The following is an 18524-nucleotide window of genomic DNA, read 5'->3' on the forward strand; positions in this document are numbered from 1 at the left end:
GGTGACAAGGCCGCACGGTGCGGCTATAATCCACTAGGAATTCGCGGGCCTTGTCCGCAAAAGAAGAGAAACACACCATATTCACCATAGAAGAGGGGGTTCGGATTGTCACAGACAGTCGATACAGGCAGTGGCAGGAAGACCAACCGCACCCTGGTGACGGTGGCGGTCTTCATCGCCACCTTCATGACGGCCATCGAGGGGACCATCGTCTCCACCGCCATGCCCACCATCATCGGGGACCTGCATGGGCTGTCCATCATGAACTGGGTCTACTCCATCTATCTGCTCATGACGGCGGTCACCACGCCTATCTACGGCAAGCTTTCGGACCGCTTCGGCCGCAAGCCGCTGCTGACCATCGGTCTGCTGGTCTTCGTGATCGGGTCCACCCTGTGCGCCCTCTCCCAGTCCATGCCCCAACTGATCGGCGCCCGTTTTCTGCAGGGTCTGGGGGCCGGTGCCATCCAGCCGCTGACATACACGGTCCTGGCCGACATCTACCCCCTGGACAAGCGGGCTGGCATGATCGGCCTGAACGGCTCGGCCTGGGGCATCGCCTCCATCATCGCCCCCCTGCTGGGAGGCTTCATCGTCCAGCAGATAAGCTGGCACTGGGTCTTCGCCATCAATGTGCCCATCGGCCTGCTGGTCATCATCATGATCCAGATCTTCCTGAGCGAGCATATCAAGGCGCGTGAAACGCGCGTCGACTACATGGGCATCGGGCTGCTCAGCATCTGCCTGATCTGCCTGATGCTCTGCCTGCAGAGCCTGGGATCGGCAGGCGATGTGCGAATCACCCTGATCCTGGCTGCGGCCACCGTGGTCACCTTTGTCCTGCTTCTTCATGTGGAGGGCCGCCAGGAGGATCCCATCCTGCCTCTGCGGCTCTTCCGCATCAGGACCTTCGTCATCCAGAACATCTGCATGCTCCTGGTGGCCGGATTCCTCATGGGCTTCGACACCTACATGCCCATCTGGATGCAGTCTGTGCTGGGAATGAACCCCTCCCTGGGCGGCTTTGTGGTCACCCCCTCCTCCATTCTCTGGCTCCTGGGCGCCTACCTGGCCGGACCGCTGACCATGCACCACCCACCGCACCGGGCCACCAACATCGGCCTGGCCTTCATCCTGACGGCCTGCGTCTGCTACATAGCCGTCCCCCAGGCCACCGCCTACTGGGTCTTCCTGGTCATCTCCGCCGTGGTGGGCTTCGGCTTCGGCCTGACCATCACCACCTCGACCATCACCGCCCAGAGCGTGGTGCCAGCCGGCGATGTAGGCGCCTCGACCAGCTTCAACACTCTGGCCCGTTCCCTGGGGCAGACCCTGATGGTCTCCATCTTCGGCATCGTCATGAACACGGTCATCGCCCGCGAGGTGCCCCAGCATAAGGGACTGACCGAGGACATGATGAACAGCATGATCAACCCGGCTACGGCAGGGAGCATCCCCTCACGCCTGTTGGGCCCGGCCCGCACCATCGTCTTCGACGGCCTGCATTGGATCTTCCTGGTGGGCCTGGTCATCCTGATCGTGGCCTTGGTGGCCAACCTCTGCGACATCCGCTCGCGCACCCTGCTGGCCGAATACCAGAACAAGGCCACGACGGTGGCTCCTGCCATTGCTGAGAAGGGCGAGCAGTAAAGGCCGCTGGCCAACGGATTCTTCCGGGAATTCCTCATGAATGACAAACGAGGTGGTGGGCACCGGTTGACCCCGATGCCCACCACCTCGTTCATTGGCGCTTATGCAGCCAGAAGTCTTACTTGCCCTTGCCGAAAGCCCGCAGCTGGGTGGCGTTCCAATCCTCGCTGACGGTGGTGGGCATCAGGGCGTTCATGCCCGCAGTCTTGGCCGCATTGGAGACGACCCCTGGCGCCGAAGCCCCAGGCCTGCCAGGCTTGGGAGTCAGCACCCAGAAAGGCGCTCCCTTGTTGACCATGGCCGAGGCATCCATGATGGTATCCGCCAGATCGTCCTCCGCATCGCCGTCCCGCCACCAGATGATGACCCCATCCACGGCTGCGTCATAGTCCTCGTCCACCAGCTCCTCGCCGGTCAGATCCTCAATCCTGGTCCGGATCCCGTCGTCGACATCGTCGTCCCACATCCATTCCTGAACGATATCTCCGGGATGAAAACCGAACTCTTCCGCTGTATAGGTTGTAGTCTCAGCCACGGCTTCAGCATAACAAGACTGCCGGAATTCACCAATTGGACCGGCCTTGTCTTACTTGCCCTTGGCGGCTGTGCAGCGAGGCAGCCCCTCCCCCTGGCCATGGCCGATGGCCACCAGGGCCTTGTAGGCATCGTCCAAGGTGGACACCCGGACATCGCGCAGCCCTTTGGGCACATGACCTGCCACCTGTGAGCAGTTGGCCGCCGGGGCCAGGAACCAGGTGGCGCCGTCCCGCCTGGCACCCAGCATCTTCAGCTGGATACCGCCGATGGCCCCGACCCGTCCCTTCTGATCCATGGTGCCGGTTCCAGCGATGGTCAGACCGCCGGTCTCCTGCTCCGGAGTGATTTTGTCGATGGCCCCCAGGGTGTACATGAGTCCGGCCGAGGGACCGCCGATGTCGGCCACCCTCATGCTGAATTGCAGGCCTGAAACGTCATATCCTCGGGCCTTGAGGAAGGCCAGAGCCTGGGCTGATGCGGCCTTCTGGGAGCCGTGCATGTCGCCCTGCTCCTGGCGCTTGTACTCCTCAACGCTCTGTCCGGGGGGGACCACGGCCTCCTGGGGAAGCACCGTGGCGTGGGGGTCGGCCCAGCCCACCAGGGCATCAAGGTTGGAGGCCGGGTAGCCGGGGATTCCGCGGGCATTGACCGTGGTCATCAGTAGGCGACCCTTGTCATGGTGAACCTGGCCGCCCTTCACCTTGATGACAGGTGAGCCCTTTGAACTTCCCAGCACATCCTGGGTGGGGCCGGGCGTCTCGATGGTATAGGGCGATGGGAGGAAGAGCACCAAGATGGCCAGAATGACCAGAAGACCGCCGACCAGCATTTTGCGGGTGGGTCCGCCAAGCGTCCCGGCTTGCCTTTCGGGTGCGCCTGTGGCGCAGTGATCCGATTTCCCGTGCGGAAGTGTCATAGCTCCAATATTATGGTTGATGAAGACGATAATCCCGGCAGACGTCAACCTTGAGGGCGGACGGTCTGCCTTGGCGAGGACTGGAATCAAAGCAATGGACGAGAATGCAATCCACCAATGGCTCATCGAGTGCTTCGGCCCGGTGCAGGGCGAGCTGGCCTGGAGTCAGTTCTCGCAGCTGCCTGAGTCCATCCGCTCCCAAATGGCGGCCCAGGGAGCCGATCAACTGCCCAAACCCGCCGAGGTTCAGGCCCTGATCCAGGCCTTCACTGCTGGAGGGCTCAACACACCTGCCGATATGCAGGCCCAGGCTGACCAGGGTCCCATCAATGTTGCACTGGCCAAGAACATCGCCTTGGGACGCACCAGGGCCGACCAGTCCGATACCACAGTCACAGCCGAAGACAGCGAAAGGGTGGCCCGAGTCATGAGCGAAGCCAACCTCTGGCTGGACACCGTCTGCGCCTTCGACCCCGCCCCGGGCCAAACGCAAGCCCTGACCCGTGCCGGATGGATCGAGGGCAGCATAGACGCCTGGGTAAAGTTCGCCTCCCCGGTGGCCCAGGCGGTCAGCGACGCCTTGACCTCCGTCATAAGCCAGCGCTTCCAAGGTTTCGATCAGGGCGAGATTTCCGGGATGTTCGCCGGACCTGTGCCCATTCCACTGCCGGACAACCTCAAGGATCCCACCACGCTGATGAAGCTGCTGGGGAACACCTCTTTCGCCATGCAGCTGGGGCAGGCCGCCGGCGAGCTGGCCAAGGAGGTCCGCGGAGGATTCGACCAGGGCATCCCGCTGCTGAAGAACCCCGCCGGCGCCCTCATTCCGCAGAACATCAAGACCTACGCCAAATCCCTTGAACTGGATCTGGACGAGGTCACCCGCTACATGGCCCTCAAGGAGGCCGCCCACGCCCGGCTCTACGCCGCCGTCCCCTGGTTGATGCCGCGCTTCGAGGCCCTGATCGGCAAATACGCCCGGGGAGTCTCCATCGACCTGGACGCTGTGGAGGACCAGCTGCGCGATGCTGAGCAAATCAACCCCGAATCCATTGCCGGCGCCATCAATCTCAGCAATGTCGGCATCGAAGACACCCCTGAGCAGAAGGAGGCCCTGCACAGCCTGGGCGACCTGCTGGCCCTGGTCGACGGCTGGGTGGATTGCGTGGTATGGAACGCTGGCATGGCCCACCTGCCCCACCTGGAGCAGCTGCGGGAGATGACCCGACGCGAGCGCGCCGTGGGAGGGCCGGCCGAGCAGACCTTCGAATCCCTGCTGGGACTGCATCTCCATCCCAAGCGGTTGCGCGAGGCCGCCGATCTCTGGGAGCGCATCACCGCTGACGAGGGCGTGCGGGGCCGCGACGATCACTGGTCCCATCCTGATCTGCTGCCCTCCCTGCCTGTCAAGGAGGATGCCGACCAAGTCGGAACATCGACCTCTGCAGACGGGCAATCCGAGCAGAAGGCCGACACTCCCGCCACCTCAGTGGATTGGGATGCCGAGCTGGACAAACTGCTGAATGCCGAAGAGAAGGATTCCTCTGCCAACCCGATCACCCCGGCAGACTCCGACGCTTCCAATGACCAGGGGCATCCAGACCATGAGGCTCCTGGCAGCCAGAACAGCGCCGGCAAAGATACCAAGAATTTCGATGATGGCCACCCGGACCAGGACGACTCGGACAGAGACGACTCGGACAGAGACGACTCGGACAACGACCACGCCTGAACAGCGGCTCCCCCATGTTCCGAGGGCCCAGGCGATAGCGCTCAGCGGTGAATGAACCGGCTGGGAGCGCGTCGGACGAAGGCGCTGCCGTCCTTATGCTCCGCGTAGGAAAGGTGCAGTGTGTCCTCGGCACGGGTCACCCCTACGTACATGAGACGGCGTTCCTCTTCCAGGGCATCCCCCTCCGGCGGTGAACCAAAGGGAATCAACCCCTCGGCACAGCCCACGATGAAGACATGGGGGAACTCCAATCCCTTGGCGGCGTGAATGGTAGAGACCGTGACCCTCCCCTGGCCTATGCCTCCCTCCAGCTGTTCCAACACCTCCTGCTTGCTCAGATTGACCGACTGGTTCTGCCAGCCTGACTCGGTGCGCACCCGGTAGCCGATTCCATGTTCGTGTAGCGCACGGCAGATCAGGGTCTGCTGGGCGTTGATCCGAGTCAGTATTGCAAACTGGCCGGGCCGGGCCCCCTTCCGGATCATGGAGGATATACGGGAGGCCACGGCCCCAGCCTCATCAGCATCGTCCTCATAACGGGTCATCGCGACCCTGCTACCCTCCTGACGGGCGGAGGTCAGCTTCAGATAGTCGTCACGCACCGGCGAGCGCGCCAGAATACCGTTGGCGTATCGAACCACCCTTTCTGTGGACCGGTAGTCGGTGGACAGGTCCAGATCGGCCTTGATGCCAGGGAATTCCTGGGGGAAGTTCAGCAAGTAATAGGAGGTGGCCCCCGCGAAGGAGTAGATGGTCTGGGCCGGGTCCCCCACCACGCAGATGTTCTGCCTGCCGTTGAGCCAAAGTTTGAGCAGCCGGTGCTGCAGGGGCGAGACATCCTGGTACTCGTCCACCGTCAGCCAGCCGATTCGGTCTCGAATATCTGCAGCAGCCTGGCCGTCTTCTTCCAATATGTGACAGACCAGCAGGAGAATATCGTTGAAGTCCATCTGATTATGGGCGGCCTTGGAACTCTCGAAGACCGTGTACAGATCGGCCATCCGATCAGCCTCCAGACCGGCCGGCGGCAGACGGTGACTGGCTGCGCAGACCCGAACGTAGTCCTGGGGGGCAATCAGCCCCACCTTGGCCCAGTTGATCTCCGCAGTCAGGTCCCTGACCTGGCCCGGGTCGGCCTCCTGCCCGCAGACCCGCTGGTAGGCAGAAGACACCAAGGGGCCCACATCCTCAATCAAATCGGGAGGATAGGTCTCGCTGACCTGGGGCCAGACCCGCCTGAGCTGGTGCAGGGCCGCCGAATGGAAGGTCGCCGCCTGCAGGGAGGCCGACACGCCAAGCCTGGTCAGTCGATCGCGCATCTCAGCCGCAGCACGGACCGAAAAGGTCACTGCCAAGGTTCTGGAGGGCTCCCAGCTGCCGCATGCACAGGCATAGGCCATCCGCCGGGTGATAGTCCTGGTCTTGCCAGCCCCGGCCCCTGCGACGATCCGCACAGACCCGTCAAGCACGGTAGCCGCCTGCCGCTGGGTGGGATCCAGCCCCTCCAGCAATCGTTCCTCATCCTCATGCACACCCCCATTGTGTCAAAGGCCGGTACCGGAACCGGCGGCGGCGCGCCCATGTGGTCAAGTGGACAACCGTATCCACAACAGTCCTTGTATTATCCTTGAGAATGTGACTGAACGAACGAAGCTGACCCTGGCCGCCCTGGCGTCGGCCGCCATGCCCGAGGTGCCCGTGACCGGCGCGCGGGATTGCGACCAGCTCAGCAGCCTGGACCGTGCACAGGGCGTGGACTGTGCGGTGGTCCAGGACGCGACCGGCAACGTCTACGACGTCTGGGCCACCAGCTCGGAGGCTGGCAAACGTCGGTTGGCCGCTCGAGTCAAGGCGGCCCAGGCCCTGGCCGATGCCAAGGAGATGGCGGCCATGGGCTTCCAGGTCGAGCGTATCCTGGCCTACCAGCCAGGCGGGAAGGCCGACAGCCCGACCGGCACCACAGCTGTTGCCGTCATGACCCACTGCCCAGGCCGAATCCGTCCCCTCCATCTGCTGACCCTGAACGAATGCACGGCCGCGGGCACAGCCATCGGCGCCATCCACAGGGTGCGCCCTGATTTTCTGAAAACCCACGGATATCCGGCCTTCTCCACCGCTCAAATCGCGGCACAACTGCGCGGATGGATCAAGCGGCTGCGCATGGACGGCCATGTGCCCAAGGAAATCACCGATTCCTGGGCTTCCATCGTGGCAACCGACGGACTCTGGTCCTTCGACACCTGCACTGTGCATGGGGGCTTCTCAGACGGTGATCTGCTCTATGCAGGTTCAGGACTGAGCGGGGTCTACGGTTGGCAGGACATGCAGATCAACGATCCTGCCCGTGACCTGGCCTGGATCTTCGCCAAGCTTGACGGATCACGCCGCAACGCAGTCATTGCAGCCTACGGCAGGATGATGGGGGCCCGACTGGACGATCTGATCATGCTCCGGGCCAATCTCTGGCTGCAGATGGAGCAGGTGGGCGACTTCATCACCGCCTTGGATCATGCAGACAACGAACGGATCATCCAATTCAAGGCCCAGGTTGAGCGCCTGGCCCAGCAGCTGGGCGACCATGAGCAGGACCAGCGCGCCCGTCGGCAGCAGAAGACGCCAAGTCCGTCACCCGCTGGCGCACCCTCCACCATCACCGTGGGCACCCTGTTGGGCGACGACAATGCTGAAGATCCCTCTGCCGCCAAGGTACAGGAGAATCCAACACCAAAGCCGGACCTCGACTCAGCAGAAGCGTCGGATGAAAGTTCTGCCACCATCGCCATCAACAGGGCGGAAATGGCTGACCTGGCTCTGGCCCAGACCGCCATGGACCACTCCGATGCCAGGAATAAATCCAAGCCACCAGCTGTTGCTCCTATTCCCAAGGAGGAGGAATCAGGCCTGAGCGATCACTTCCGCGGCATCGGCAACCCAACCACCAGTGACGAGGATGTGGATGGCGAAGCGGACCCGAAGGCTGCAGTAAGCGGCTCGTCCGCAGACCCATCCGGAGACGGCCAGCCCTCGGCTGCTTCCCAGCCGCACGATGCCTCGCCAGCTCAGGCTCTTGCAAGCGATCAGGCAGAGACCATCGTCCTTCCCAGAAAACCCCTGCCCGAGCAGACCCCCACACTCACCACAGACGGACAGACATCGGCATCGCCGCCGGAAACCGGCTCTTCCCCGGAGGAGCCCCACGGGGACGCTTAGAGCGTAATCATCCGGGTCAGCGAATAATGAGACCGGAAGATCCGTGGACCGGCAGGTCTGGGCGACGGAGAACAACCTTGGAGGTAGCAATGGATATCGAATTCGGCATCAAGAACGTGGCCCGCACGGTCAACTTCAGCACCAATGCCAAGGCGGACGAGGTGGCTGCCCACATCGCCCAGGCCCTGAACGAGGGCGGACCCATCGATTTGGTGGACGACAAGGGTCGGCACATCATCGTTCCCAAGGAATCCCTGGGCTACGCAGTGGTCGGTTCCGACACCACCCATCCTGTGGGCTTCGGCGTTCTGGGAGGTTCCTCTGACTGAGGTTGTGATTGCCTGATGGGGGCGGCCGGGTCCTTGGTGGTCCGACCGCCCCCGATTCGTATCCGCTAACCCTTCCAGGCCACCGGACGGCTCCCCCGAGCCCTATCCACTATTCGCGCCACCACCTCATCAGTGGTGCTGTTCTCCCCCATCCGATTGGGTTTGCCTTGGCCGTGCCAGTCCGATCCTCCGGTCACCAGCAGCCCCCAGCGTTGGGCAAGGGCCAGGAGCCGTCGGCGCTGCTCAGGCGGATTGTCCCGGTGCCAGACCTCCAGACCGCCCAGCCCCTCCCTGGCCAACGCGGCGATCTGCTGATCGGAGAGTAGGACGGGATTGCGGTTGACCGCACCGGGGTGGGCGATGACCAGGACTCCGCCCGCATGGTTGACCGCTGCCAGCACCTGATGGGTGGTCGGTGATGGCGTAGGCAGGTAGTAAGCGCTTCCGGAGGAACAGACCCCGGCAAAGGCCTGGCTCCGGTCTGCATAGACACCGGCCTTGACCAGGGCATCGGCGATATGCGGACGACCCACCGTGGTCTTCGACCCCTCCTTGACCTGGTCCAGCACATCCTGCCAGGTGATTGGATAATCCCGGGATATCCGCTCGACCATGGTCCTGGTTCTGGTCAGCCTGGCCTCCCTGGTCTTGGCGAAGAGTCCGGTGATGACCGGATCCTTGGGATCGTAGAGATAGGCCAGCATGTGAACCGAGACACGGCCATCCTGCGCAGTGATTTCGGTGCCCGGCAGCAGAGGCATTCCCAGGTTCTGGGCCGCCTGACGGGCCTCATCCCAGCCCGCATTGGTGTCATGGTCGGTGATGGCCAGACCTTCCAGACCCAGCTGTTGCGCCTGCTCGACCATCCCTCGCGGCGTCACGGTGCCGTCGGAGAACACGGTGTGGCAGTGCAGGTCCCAGCCGGAGGTCGTGACAGTATCCTCATGCGTCATGCCTCCATCCTAAACTCGTGAACGCGTTCCCGTCTCAGAGAACCCTCCCGACCACCGAGGTGATGGACCCTATGAGCGAACCGACCTCTTCAGCCACTTCCAGCTATCTGATTGCCGCCCTGGCTTCACTCGCAACCCTCTATGCCAGCCTGGTCCTGTCAGCGGAAACACTTCAGCTGGCACGTCACCCCCAGGGCCAGCTCAGCTGTGACATCAACTCGGTGGTCTCCTGCTCAGCCGTGGCCCAGTCGCCCCAGGCCGAGCTGATTCGCCTGGGCACCCTGCCGGTCCCCAATGCCTTTCTGGGGTTGATAGCAGAATCTGTATTCCTGACGCTGGCCGTAGTGGGCCTGTGCCGGATCAAGATGCCCAGACTGCTGGCAGCAGGGACCTGGCTGGCCTCTCTTGCCGCCCTGGCCTATGCGCTCTGGCTGTTCACCCAGTCGCTCTTCGTCATCCATGCCCTCTGCCCCTGGTGCCTGGTCATGACCTTCGCGACCAGCCTGCAATTCATGGCCTTCAGCCATGCCACGGTCATCCAGCAGGGGCTGCCTCGCAAGCGGCCAGGATGGCTACAGACCTATTACCAGCGGCACTTCGACCTGATGGTCGACCTGATCTGGCTGGTCGCCCTGGCAACCATCGTTCTGGCTGTGGAAGGATCCGCCCTCTTCGGCTGATCAGCAGCCGGGAACATTCTCCAGGGTCAGACGGGCCACCATTCTGGCCGGTCCTGTCAGCCATACATCCTGCGGGTCCACGTCCACCTGCAGACGGCCTCCACCCACCTGAATGGTCCAGTGATCGATCCCAGTCAAGGCCCGCAGCAGCACACCGCTGGCGCACAGACCGGTCCCGCAGGACAGAGTCTCGCCGACGCCACGCTCATATACCCTCATGGTGGCCCGGCCGCTGCCATTCTCAGCATCCAGGGCATCCAGACGCAGGAATTCCACATTCTGCCCTTCGTCCAGCCCAGGCCTGACCCGCGGCGGGACCGACAGGTCCAGATCACCCAGGCCAGGCAGATCAGTCCTGGCCAGCAGGTCAGTCATAGTCTCGGGCAACCCATCGGCCTCTGGTTCGGCAGCGACTGAGTTCATAATGACTGCGTGGGGATTGCCCATATCCACCAGGGTGCCGGGAGCCGAGCCTGACAGGGCCGCGCCGTCGACCAGCTGGTCCCCCACTGGACCCATCCGCCAGGATCCGACCTTGACCTTGAACACATGCTCGCCCTCGCATTGCATAGGACTGCGCGAGACGATCCGCTTGACCCCGGCCCGGGTCCCCAACAGGAAGGATGAGCCCTCCATGGTCGGCGTCAGCCCCTGCTTCTGGGCGAAGAGGGTGACGGCCCGCGTCCCGTTGCCGCACATCTGGGCCAAGGAACCGTCCGCATTGCGATAATCCATGAACCACTGGCAACCGAAATGGTCGCAGGTATCCACCTGCTCCTGGCTCAGATCGCTGACATCAGCCGGGTGGGTCAGCCGGATGACCCCGTCGGCTCCGACCCCGAAATGCCGGTCACACAGCCATCGCACCTGGTCGGCCGTAGGTTCCAGATCCCCCCGGGGATCGGCGTAGACCACGAAATCGTTGCCGGTGGCTTGCATTTTGTAAACAGTCCGGGGAATACTCATGCTTGTAGCGTACGGCCCTTCGGCGACAGGCTAGGCTGGTTTTTCGGCTGCGGAAGGAGCGGATCACATGGCATCAGATGCACCGATTGGGATCTTTGACTCCGGGCTGGGCGGTCTGAGCGTCACCGCGGCCATCCAGAGCCTCCTGCCGCAAGAAAATCTGCTCTACTTCGGTGATTCAGCCTACGCCCCTTACGGCACCAAGGAGCCGGCCCAGATCACCCAGCGCTGCCAGGTCATCGGCGACCGGTTCATGGACCAGGGTGTCAAGGCCTTGGTCATCGCCTGCAACACCGCCACCAGCGTCTGCGTGGATCAGATGCGCCGACGTTACCCGGTCCCTGTCATCGGCATGGAGCCGGCGCTGAAACTGGCCTGCACACGAGGCGGAGGCCGGCCTCAACGAGTTTTGGTCACGGCCACCCCGCTGACCCTGAAGGAGGCCAAGTTCTCGCGCCTGATGGCACGGTTCTCCGACAAGCACACCATCCTGACCCAGCCCTGCCCAGACCTGGTGACCATTGTGGAGTCTGACAAGCTAAAGGATCAAACTCTGGTCGATGCCACCCTGCACCGCTATCTGGACCCCTATGATCTGCAGAATTTGGATGCCTTGGTTCTGGGCTGCACCCACTTCGTCTTCTTCCGCCAGTCCATCGCCAGCATCTGCCCGCCGGACCTGGCGCTGATCGACGGCAACCCGGGAACGGCCCGCCACCTCAAGGATCTGCTAGCCCAAGCCGATGCCCTCAACCCGGGCCCTGGCCCCGGCAGAGTAGAGATCGCCAACTCTGATTCCTCACCAGCCATGCTGGATCTGTCCAAGCGGCTGCTGGCCTCCTGCCGCCCCTGAACAGCTTGTCCAACGTTCACGCATAAGCTGTCATCAAGCGCGGATTTCTGTCAGGAAACGAGGTGTCCATGGCACGCAAAAGAACAGCCGTTATCGACGTAGGCGGCGGCTACCGGTCCATCTTCGGCGCCGGAGTCTTCGACCGCTGCATGGAGCAGGGCATCACCTTCGATCACTGCTACGGGGTCTCGGCCGGAAGCGCCAATCTGGCCTCATTCCTGTCGGGCCAGCTCAGACGCTGCTACCGCTTCTACACCGTCTACTCCTCCCGCAAGGAGTACGCGAGTGTGAGCAACTTCCTGACCAAGCACACCTTTGTCGACCTGGACTACGTCTATGGCAAACTGTCAGCCCATGATGGGGAATGCCCGCTGGACTACCCTGCTTTGAAGGCCAATCCCGCCCTGTTCACCATTGTGGCCTGCAAGGCCAGTGACGGATCCACCGCTTACTTCGACAAGTCGGACCTGGCCCAGGACAACTATGACGTCCTCAAGGCTTCGTCCACTGTGCCGGTGGCCAATAAGCCCTACATGATCGATGGCGTGCCTTATCTGGACGGCGGCATCGCCGATCCAGTCCCGGTCCGCAAGGCCATGGACGAGGGCTACGAGCGCATCGTTCTGGTCCTGACGCGCCAGAGGGATATTCTGCGCGAGCAGAAGAAGGATGTCCTGCCGGCCCGAATCCTGGCCAGGACCTATCCGGCGGCCGCCGAGCGCCTGATGGAGCGCTATCGCACCTACAACGACGAGGTGGCCATAGCCAAACAAGCCGAGAAGAAGGGCCAGGTACTCATCCTGGCCCCGGATAGTCTGTGCGGGCTGACCACGCTGAGCAAGTCACTCAAGGGACTCAACGCCATGTACGACAAGGGCTATCGGGCTGCCGAGGCCATAGCCGACTTCCTGAAGAGCTGAAATCCGCCTCCGCCGGGCCTGCCACGTAAAGGGCGGATTTTCTTCGGCTCCTCCATGAGATCTTAGAGAGACGGTGCCTCGGTCCCGCCCTCTGTCCGTACCTCCCCGCGGCCGTCTCGGGGATTCACACTCTCTTGACTCTCCTGGCTGCTCTGGGCGGTCATCAATGCAGCGGTCATCTGGTTGAAGAGGTCGTTGTACCCGCCGGGGGTCGACGCAGGCAGAACCAGGGTCTTGGCATTGCCGGACTCGGCCAGCGAACGCATCACATCAAGATACTGGTTGAAAAGCACAACATTGTTGACAGCGTCGATATCCATGCCAACGGCCCGCAGACTGTTGATCTGGTCCACAATACCGTTGGCGATCTCCCGCCGGTAGTTGGCCTGGCCCTCGCCCTGCATCCTGGTCTTCTCCGCATCAGCCCTGGCCTGGGTCTCGATCTCGATCCGACGCGCCTCGGCACGCTCCCTGGTGGCCTCCTTCTCACGCTGGGCCGCATTGATGGAGTCCATTGCCTGCTTGACCTCGTTGGAGGGATCGATAGCAGTGACCAGGGTCTTGATGACCGAGAAACCGAAACGCTGCATCTCCTGGCCTACAGTCTGCTGCACGTCGGAGGCGATATCGTCCTTGCGAGCGAAGGCATCATCCAGGCTCAGGGCCGGAATGGCCGACCTGAGGGCGTCCTCCATGTAGGAGCGCAGCTGGCCCTCCGGATCGCCCAGCTCGTAGTAGGCCGTAGCCACGTTGGCTGCCTCCACACGGAACTGTGCAGAGACCTCAACCGTGACGAAGACGTTGTCCTTGGTCTTGGTCTCCAGCTTGACGTTCAGCTGGTTGACCCGCAGGTTGGTTTTGGTCGCCACCCGGTCCACTAGGGGAATCTTGACATGAATGCCCGCCAGGGCCACCCGCTGGTACTTGCCGAAGCGCTCGATGACATATGCCTTTTGCTGAGGCACCACGAAGATTCCCAGGAGGAAGATGACCAGCACAACGACCAGAATGACAATGCCCAAACTCATAAGCGTTCTCCTTCGAGCTTAAAACCTTTGGATGCCGGACCTACAAACCGCACCATTCCAGCCTTTCCCATCCTTTATACATGATGAACCCGACTGGATTAATCCCCTCTGACGATAAAGCGGTAATAGACTCGGCGTAACAAGACTTCAGACTGAAAGGATGAACATGGCAAAGCTACGCGACATTGACGCCGATATCTTCCCCCTGGTCCTGGGAGGCAACACCTTCGGATGGACGAGCGACGAATCCGAGTCTGACCGGGTCCTGGACGCATACACAGAAGCCGGAGGCAACCTGATCGATACAGCTGACGTCTACTCGGCATGGGCCCCCGGCCACTCCGGCGGCGAGTCCGAGATCGTCCTGGGCCGCTGGCTGGCCAAGAACGGCAACCGCAACAAGGTCCTGGTGGCCACCAAGGTCAGCCAGCACCCCCAGTACTCCGGTCTTTCGGCCAAGAACATAGAGGCGGCCGCCGATGCCTCCCTGCTCAGACTGGGCCTGGATGTGATCGACCTCTACTACGCGCACTTCGACGACAGCTCCACCCCCTTGGAGGAGACTGCGACAGCCTTCGACAAGCTGGTCAAGGAGGGCAAGGTCCGGGCCATCGGAGTGTCCAACTACACCCCGGACCGGATCCGCGAGTGGTTCAGCATTGCACGCAAAGAGGGTCTGACCCAGCCGGTGGCCCTGGAGCCCCAGTACAACCTGGTCTACCGCAAAACCTATGAGGGTGGCCTCATGCAGGTCGCCAAGGACGAGGATCTGGCGGTCTTCCCCTACTTCTCGCTGGCTTCGGGCTTCCTGACGGGCAAGTACCGGACCATGGACGACCTCAAGGGCAAGAAGCGCGAGGGCATGGTCAAGGACTTCTTCACCCAGGAGGGACTGGACGTGGTCGCCGCCATGGACGGCATCGCCAAGGCTCACGGGGTCGAACTGGCCACCGTAGCCCTAGCCTGGCTCAACCGCAGACCTGGGATTGCGGCCCCCATCGCCTCCGCACGCACCCCTGAGCAGCTGCCGGCCCTGCTTGCTGCTGCCCATCTGGAACTGAGCGACCAGGATATGCAGACCCTGGATCAGGTCAGCGACAAGGTCAAGGGCTGATCTGCAAGCTTCGTTGCCAGCAGCAGGGCCGATTTTGAGGCAATCGGCCTTCCCAGCAGACAGATCGAATGAAAAGGGCTTCCGTCCAATACAGGATGGGAGCCCTTTTATGCGACTACGGGTCAGGCCTTGACCAGGTCCACCTGCGGCTGGTCCACATCGCCGACATTGACGGTCAGGCTGGTGGCCAATGTCTCGTGGGCGATCAGGTCGTTGAACTGCTGGGCCTTGGGGGCATCCTCGGCAGGCAGGGTCAGCGTCAGCCGAATCCGGTCGGCGATGTCCAGACCGGCGGTCTTTCGGGCATCCTGAACCTGGCGGATCAGATCCCTGGCATAGCCCTCGGCCAGGAGGTCGTCGTCCAGCTGGGTGTCGAGGATGACGAAGCCGCCGGTGGGCAGGGCTGCGGAGGCCGACCTGTCGGCCTGGGAGCCATCCTCCTGCTCGATCCGGTTGTCCAGCTCGTATTCGCCTGGTTCCAGGGCCACCGGTCCGTCGGGGGTAGTGACGACCACATGCCCGTTCTGCTCGGACCAGTCGCCCTGCTTGGAGGCCCGGATGACGAACTGGACCTGCTTGCCCAGTCGGGGTCCGGCAGCCCGGGCATTGACCTTGAGATCGTGGATGATTCGCAGGCCGTGCTGGCCGGCCTGATCCAGGGTGCAGAACTCCACATCCTTGATGTTGAGCTCGGACTTGAGCACATCCACGTAGGGCCGGGCCGCATCGGGGTCACGGACCACCACGGTCAACCGGGACAGGGGCTGGCGGACACGGATCTGCTCGGCCTTGCGCAGGGCCAGGGTGGCCGAAACCACCTCGCGGACCTTCTCCATGGCGGCTACCAGGGCAGGATCGTCGCGCAGGACTTGTCCCAGTTCGGTCTCCCGCCCGGTGGCCTCATCGGCCAGGAAGGGCCAATCGGCCAGGTGGACCGATTCGCCGCCGGTCAGACCACGCCAGATCTGCTCGGCCTCCATGGGTGCCAGGGGGGCCAAAACGCGGGCGAAGGCCTCCAGGACCGTGTAGAGGGTGTCGAAGGCCTGGTGGTCCTCGCCCCAGAAGCGGTCGCGGTTGTTGCGGATGTACCAGTTAGTCAGCACGTCGATGAAGTCGGTCACCGCATCGCAGGCATCCGAGATGGCGAAGTCGTCCAGGGCCTTCTGCACCGACTGAATCAGCCGACGCGTCCGTGCCAACAGGAAGCGGTCCATCTCCGGCAGGTCGGCCACACGGTCCGGTGTCAGTGCCTGGGCCTGGTAGCCGGCGCCCTTATTGGTCGCGTTGGCATAGAGCGTGTAGAAGTAGTAGGAGCTCCAGACCGGCAACATGACCTGACGGACCGTGTCGCGGATGCCATCAGCGGTGACGACCAGGTTGCCGCCGCGCAGGATGGAAGAGCTCATCAGGAACCAGCGCATGGCATCGGATCCGTACTTGTCGAAGACCTCGTTCACATCCGGATAGTTGCGCAGGTGCTTGCTCATCTTCTGGCCGTCGGAGCCCAGGACGATGCCGTGGCAGATCACGTTCTTGAAGGCCGGCCTGTCGAAGAGGGCCGTGGACATAATGTGCATGGTGTAGAACCAGCCGCGGGTCTGGCCGATGTACTCCACCACAAAATCACAGGGATCCCTGTCCTCGAAGTACTGCTTGTTCTCGAAGGGATAGTGGAACTGGGCGAAGGGCATGGATCCCGACTCGAACCAGCAGTCCAGCACATCGGTGATCCTGTGCATGGTGGACTTGCCGGTCGGGTCGTCCGGGTTGGGCCTGGTCAGTTGGTCGATCCAGGGCCGATGCATGTTGATCTGTCCCTTGTCATCGGTCGGGTAACGGCCGAAGTCCTTCTTGAGCTCATCCAGGGACCCGTAGACATCCACCCGGGGGTACTTGGGATCGTCCGAAACCCAGACCGGGATGGGCGAGCCCCAGAACCTGTTGCGGGAGATGGACCAGTCACGGGCGTTGGCCAGCCACTTGCCGAACTGGCCGTTCTTGACGTTTCCGGGGATCCAGTTGATCTGCTGGTTGAGTTCCAGCAGACGGTCCTTGATCTTGGTCACGGAGACGAACCAGCTGGAGACCGGCTTGTAGATCAGTGGTGTGCCGCAACGCCAGCAGTGGGGATACGAATGGACGTAGCTCTTCTCCTGGAAGAGGAGAGCCCGATGCTCGGCTGGGATCTGTGCCAGAGGGCCATCTCCTGCGCGCAGGTTGCGAACGATGGGCATGTTGGCATCGAAGGCCTGCATGCCCTGGTACTCAGGGCACTGCTCGGTAAAGACGGCCCCGGCATCGAGGACATCCACGCTGCGGATCCCCTTGGCGTTCAGGGTGTTCATATCATCTTCGCCATAGGGAGCCTGGTGGACCAGGCCGGTGCCCTCCACGGTGTCGACGTAGTCGGCCGTGTAGATGGTATAGGCGTTGGGGCCGGGGGTGCCGCCCTCGGATTCGGCCTGCTCTCCAGCGAAGTAGGGGAAAACCGGCCAGTAACGCCAGCCCTCCATCTGGGACCCCTTGAGGGTGCGGACCACCTGGTAGTCCTCCCCCAGCTGCTTGGCGTAGTCTCCCAGGCGGGCCGTGGCGATATAGAAGCGCTTGCCGGCGAAGGGCCCGGACACCGGGCTGACCTCCGAGTACTCGATGTCGGCGCCGACCACAATGGCCAGGTTGGTGGGGACGGTCCAGGGGGTGGTGGTCCAGAAGACCGCATAAGCGTCCTCGTCCCTGAGCTTGACGGCCACGGAGACGGTGGTGTCCTGCCGGTCCTGGTAGACGTCGGCATCCATGCGCAGCTCGTGGTTGGACAGAGGCGTCTGATCCTTCCAGCAGTAGGGCAGCACCCGGTAGCCCTCGTAGGCCAGACCCTTTTCGTAGAGGGTCTTGAAGGCCCACATGACCGACTCCATGTAGGAGACATTCAGGGTCTTGTAGCCGTGGTCGAAGTCCACCCAGCGGGCCTGGCGGTGGACGTAGTCCTTCCACTCGCTGGTGTACTTGAGCACCGAGGCGCGGCAGGCGTCATTGAACTTCTCGATGCCCATCTGCTCGATCTGATCCACGCTGTCGATGCCCAGCTCGCGCTGAGCCTCCAGCTCGGCAGGCAGACCGTGGGTATCCCAGCCGAAGACCCGGTTGACCTTGTGGCCCTTCATGGTCTGGTAGCGGGGAATGACATCCTTGACGTAGCCAGTCAGCAGGTGCCCGTAGTGCGGCAGGCCGTTGGCGAAGGGCGGACCGTCGAAGAAGACGAACTCGTTGTCGGCGTGATCGCCGGACGGGCGGCGATCCACCGACTTGTTGAAGGTGTCGTCCTGATCCCAATAGTCCAGAACGGACTCCTCCATGTGGGGGAAGGAGGGATTGGGCGTCACCTTGGCCAGAGCCGGGTCCACCACCGCCTTGGGATAGACTTCGCCGTCCCGATTCTTCGCATCTGAGGTATCAGTGGTCTGATTCACCGTTCACACTCCTCGCTGGTCGTTCATATCGCCATGTCGAGGACGAGGGACCCATGGGGCCCACCGCGGTACCACCTCGCTTGCCCGGCCAATGACCCACGTCGGACCGCTTGATCTGGGCTATGCGGGCCCACCCGTCGGTTCTACTGAGGACCGCCGCGAGCAATCC

At 62.6% G+C, this 18524-nt stretch carries 15 protein-coding genes; 8 read left to right on the plus strand and 7 right to left on the minus strand.

Annotation, left to right across the window (positions count from 1 at the left end; genetic code table 11):
* Positions 1-105 precede the first annotated feature (105 nt).
* Positions 106-1650, plus strand: coding sequence for an MDR family MFS transporter (locus tag AACP62_RS05080; RefSeq protein ID WP_339346815.1), 1545 nt, complete (start codon positions 106-108; stop codon positions 1648-1650).
* Between the two features lie 118 nt (positions 1651-1768).
* On the opposite strand, the gene AACP62_RS05085 is transcribed toward AACP62_RS05080, so the two are convergent.
* Both AACP62_RS05085 and AACP62_RS05090 read right to left on the minus strand, forming a co-directional pair.
* Entirely contained in the window at positions 1769-2185 is a 417-nt protein-coding gene (locus tag AACP62_RS05085; RefSeq protein ID WP_339346816.1) for a DUF3052 domain-containing protein, read from the minus strand.
* 51 nt (positions 2186-2236) lie between these two features.
* Entirely contained in the window at positions 2237-3103 is an 867-nt protein-coding gene (locus AACP62_RS05090; protein ID WP_029677885.1) for a YlbL family protein, read from the minus strand.
* 94 nt (positions 3104-3197) lie between these two features.
* Between AACP62_RS05090 and AACP62_RS05095 the strand changes: the two genes are divergently transcribed.
* Positions 3198-4835, plus strand: coding sequence for a zinc-dependent metalloprotease (locus tag AACP62_RS05095; RefSeq protein WP_339346819.1), 1638 nt, complete (start codon positions 3198-3200; stop codon positions 4833-4835).
* A gap of 41 nt (positions 4836-4876) precedes the next feature.
* Here the strand turns inward: AACP62_RS05095 and AACP62_RS05100 are convergent, their stop codons facing one another.
* On the minus strand, positions 4877-6367 hold the full coding sequence (locus AACP62_RS05100) for an ATP-dependent helicase (RefSeq protein ID WP_339346821.1): 1491 nt from the start codon (positions 6365-6367) through the stop codon (positions 4877-4879).
* Positions 6368-6470: 103 nt separating this feature from the next.
* Here AACP62_RS05100 and AACP62_RS05105 point away from each other — a divergent pair, with 103 nt between their 5' ends.
* Positions 6471-8045 carry a phosphotransferase family protein gene (locus AACP62_RS05105; protein WP_425332911.1) on the plus strand — a complete coding sequence of 525 codons (1575 nt, stop codon included), beginning with the start codon at positions 6471-6473 and terminating at the stop codon, positions 8043-8045.
* A gap of 89 nt (positions 8046-8134) precedes the next feature.
* Entirely contained in the window at positions 8135-8374 is a 240-nt protein-coding gene (locus AACP62_RS05110) for a DUF3107 domain-containing protein (RefSeq protein WP_024627268.1), read from the plus strand.
* A gap of 65 nt (positions 8375-8439) precedes the next feature.
* On the opposite strand, the gene AACP62_RS05115 is transcribed toward AACP62_RS05110, so the two are convergent.
* The gene (locus tag AACP62_RS05115; RefSeq protein ID WP_339346822.1) at positions 8440-9327 is read right to left on the minus strand and encodes a PHP domain-containing protein; all 888 of its coding nucleotides are present in this window, start codon (positions 9325-9327) and stop codon (positions 8440-8442) included.
* A 71-nt stretch (positions 9328-9398) separates the two neighbouring features.
* Here AACP62_RS05115 and AACP62_RS05120 point away from each other — a divergent pair, with 71 nt between their 5' ends.
* Positions 9399-10007, plus strand: coding sequence for a vitamin K epoxide reductase family protein (locus AACP62_RS05120; RefSeq protein WP_339346823.1), 609 nt, complete (start codon positions 9399-9401; stop codon positions 10005-10007).
* Here the strand turns inward: AACP62_RS05120 and dapF are convergent, their stop codons facing one another.
* Positions 10008-10973, minus strand: a complete 966-nt coding sequence (dapF, locus tag AACP62_RS05125; protein WP_339346824.1) for a diaminopimelate epimerase — start codon at positions 10971-10973, stop codon at positions 10008-10010.
* Between the two features lie 67 nt (positions 10974-11040).
* Between dapF and murI the strand changes: the two genes are divergently transcribed.
* Positions 11041-11826: a glutamate racemase gene (gene murI, locus AACP62_RS05130; RefSeq protein ID WP_339346825.1), complete on the plus strand. Its 786-nt coding sequence runs from the start codon at positions 11041-11043 to the stop codon at positions 11824-11826.
* 68 nt (positions 11827-11894) lie between these two features.
* Positions 11895-12746, plus strand: a complete 852-nt coding sequence (locus tag AACP62_RS05135) for a patatin-like phospholipase family protein (RefSeq protein WP_029677877.1) — start codon at positions 11895-11897, stop codon at positions 12744-12746.
* 62 nt (positions 12747-12808) lie between these two features.
* Here the strand turns inward: AACP62_RS05135 and AACP62_RS05140 are convergent, their stop codons facing one another.
* Positions 12809-13774 carry an SPFH domain-containing protein gene (locus AACP62_RS05140; RefSeq protein WP_339346827.1) on the minus strand — a complete coding sequence of 322 codons (966 nt, stop codon included), beginning with the start codon at positions 13772-13774 and terminating at the stop codon, positions 12809-12811.
* A gap of 166 nt (positions 13775-13940) precedes the next feature.
* Here AACP62_RS05140 and AACP62_RS05145 point away from each other — a divergent pair, with 166 nt between their 5' ends.
* Positions 13941-14888: an aldo/keto reductase gene (locus AACP62_RS05145; RefSeq protein WP_339346828.1), complete on the plus strand. Its 948-nt coding sequence runs from the start codon at positions 13941-13943 to the stop codon at positions 14886-14888.
* A gap of 122 nt (positions 14889-15010) precedes the next feature.
* On the opposite strand, the gene ileS is transcribed toward AACP62_RS05145, so the two are convergent.
* A complete protein-coding gene (gene ileS / locus AACP62_RS05150; protein ID WP_339346829.1) occupies positions 15011-18355 on the minus strand; it encodes a mupirocin-resistant isoleucine--tRNA ligase in 3345 nt (1114 codons plus the stop codon).
* Positions 18356-18524: the final 169 nt, after the last annotated feature.

The sequence above is a fragment of the Bifidobacterium apis genome, assembly GCF_036986835.1.
In the GTDB taxonomy this organism is placed as follows: domain Bacteria; phylum Actinomycetota; class Actinomycetes; order Actinomycetales; family Bifidobacteriaceae; genus Bombiscardovia; species Bombiscardovia apis_A.

Excerpts from the sequence above, each read along its gene's own strand:
- AACP62_RS05090 (WP_029677885.1), bottom strand. The coding sequence starts at position 3,103 with ATGACACTTCCGCACGGGAAATCGGATCACTGCGCCACAGGCGCACCC.
- AACP62_RS05095 (WP_339346819.1), top strand. The coding sequence starts at position 3,198 with ATGGACGAGAATGCAATCCACCAATGGCTCATCGAGTGCTTCGGCCCG.
- AACP62_RS05110 (WP_024627268.1), top strand. The coding sequence starts at position 8,135 with ATGGATATCGAATTCGGCATCAAGAACGTGGCCCGCACGGTCAACTTC.
- AACP62_RS05115 (WP_339346822.1), bottom strand. The coding sequence starts at position 9,327 with ATGACGCATGAGGATACTGTCACGACCTCCGGCTGGGACCTGCACTGC.
- AACP62_RS05120 (WP_339346823.1), top strand. The coding sequence starts at position 9,399 with ATGAGCGAACCGACCTCTTCAGCCACTTCCAGCTATCTGATTGCCGCC.
- dapF (WP_339346824.1), bottom strand. The coding sequence starts at position 10,973 with ATGAGTATTCCCCGGACTGTTTACAAAATGCAAGCCACCGGCAACGAT.
- murI (WP_339346825.1), top strand. The coding sequence starts at position 11,041 with ATGGCATCAGATGCACCGATTGGGATCTTTGACTCCGGGCTGGGCGGT.
- AACP62_RS05135 (WP_029677877.1), top strand. The coding sequence starts at position 11,895 with ATGGCACGCAAAAGAACAGCCGTTATCGACGTAGGCGGCGGCTACCGG.
- AACP62_RS05140 (WP_339346827.1), bottom strand. The coding sequence starts at position 13,774 with ATGAGTTTGGGCATTGTCATTCTGGTCGTTGTGCTGGTCATCTTCCTC.
- AACP62_RS05145 (WP_339346828.1), top strand. The coding sequence starts at position 13,941 with ATGGCAAAGCTACGCGACATTGACGCCGATATCTTCCCCCTGGTCCTG.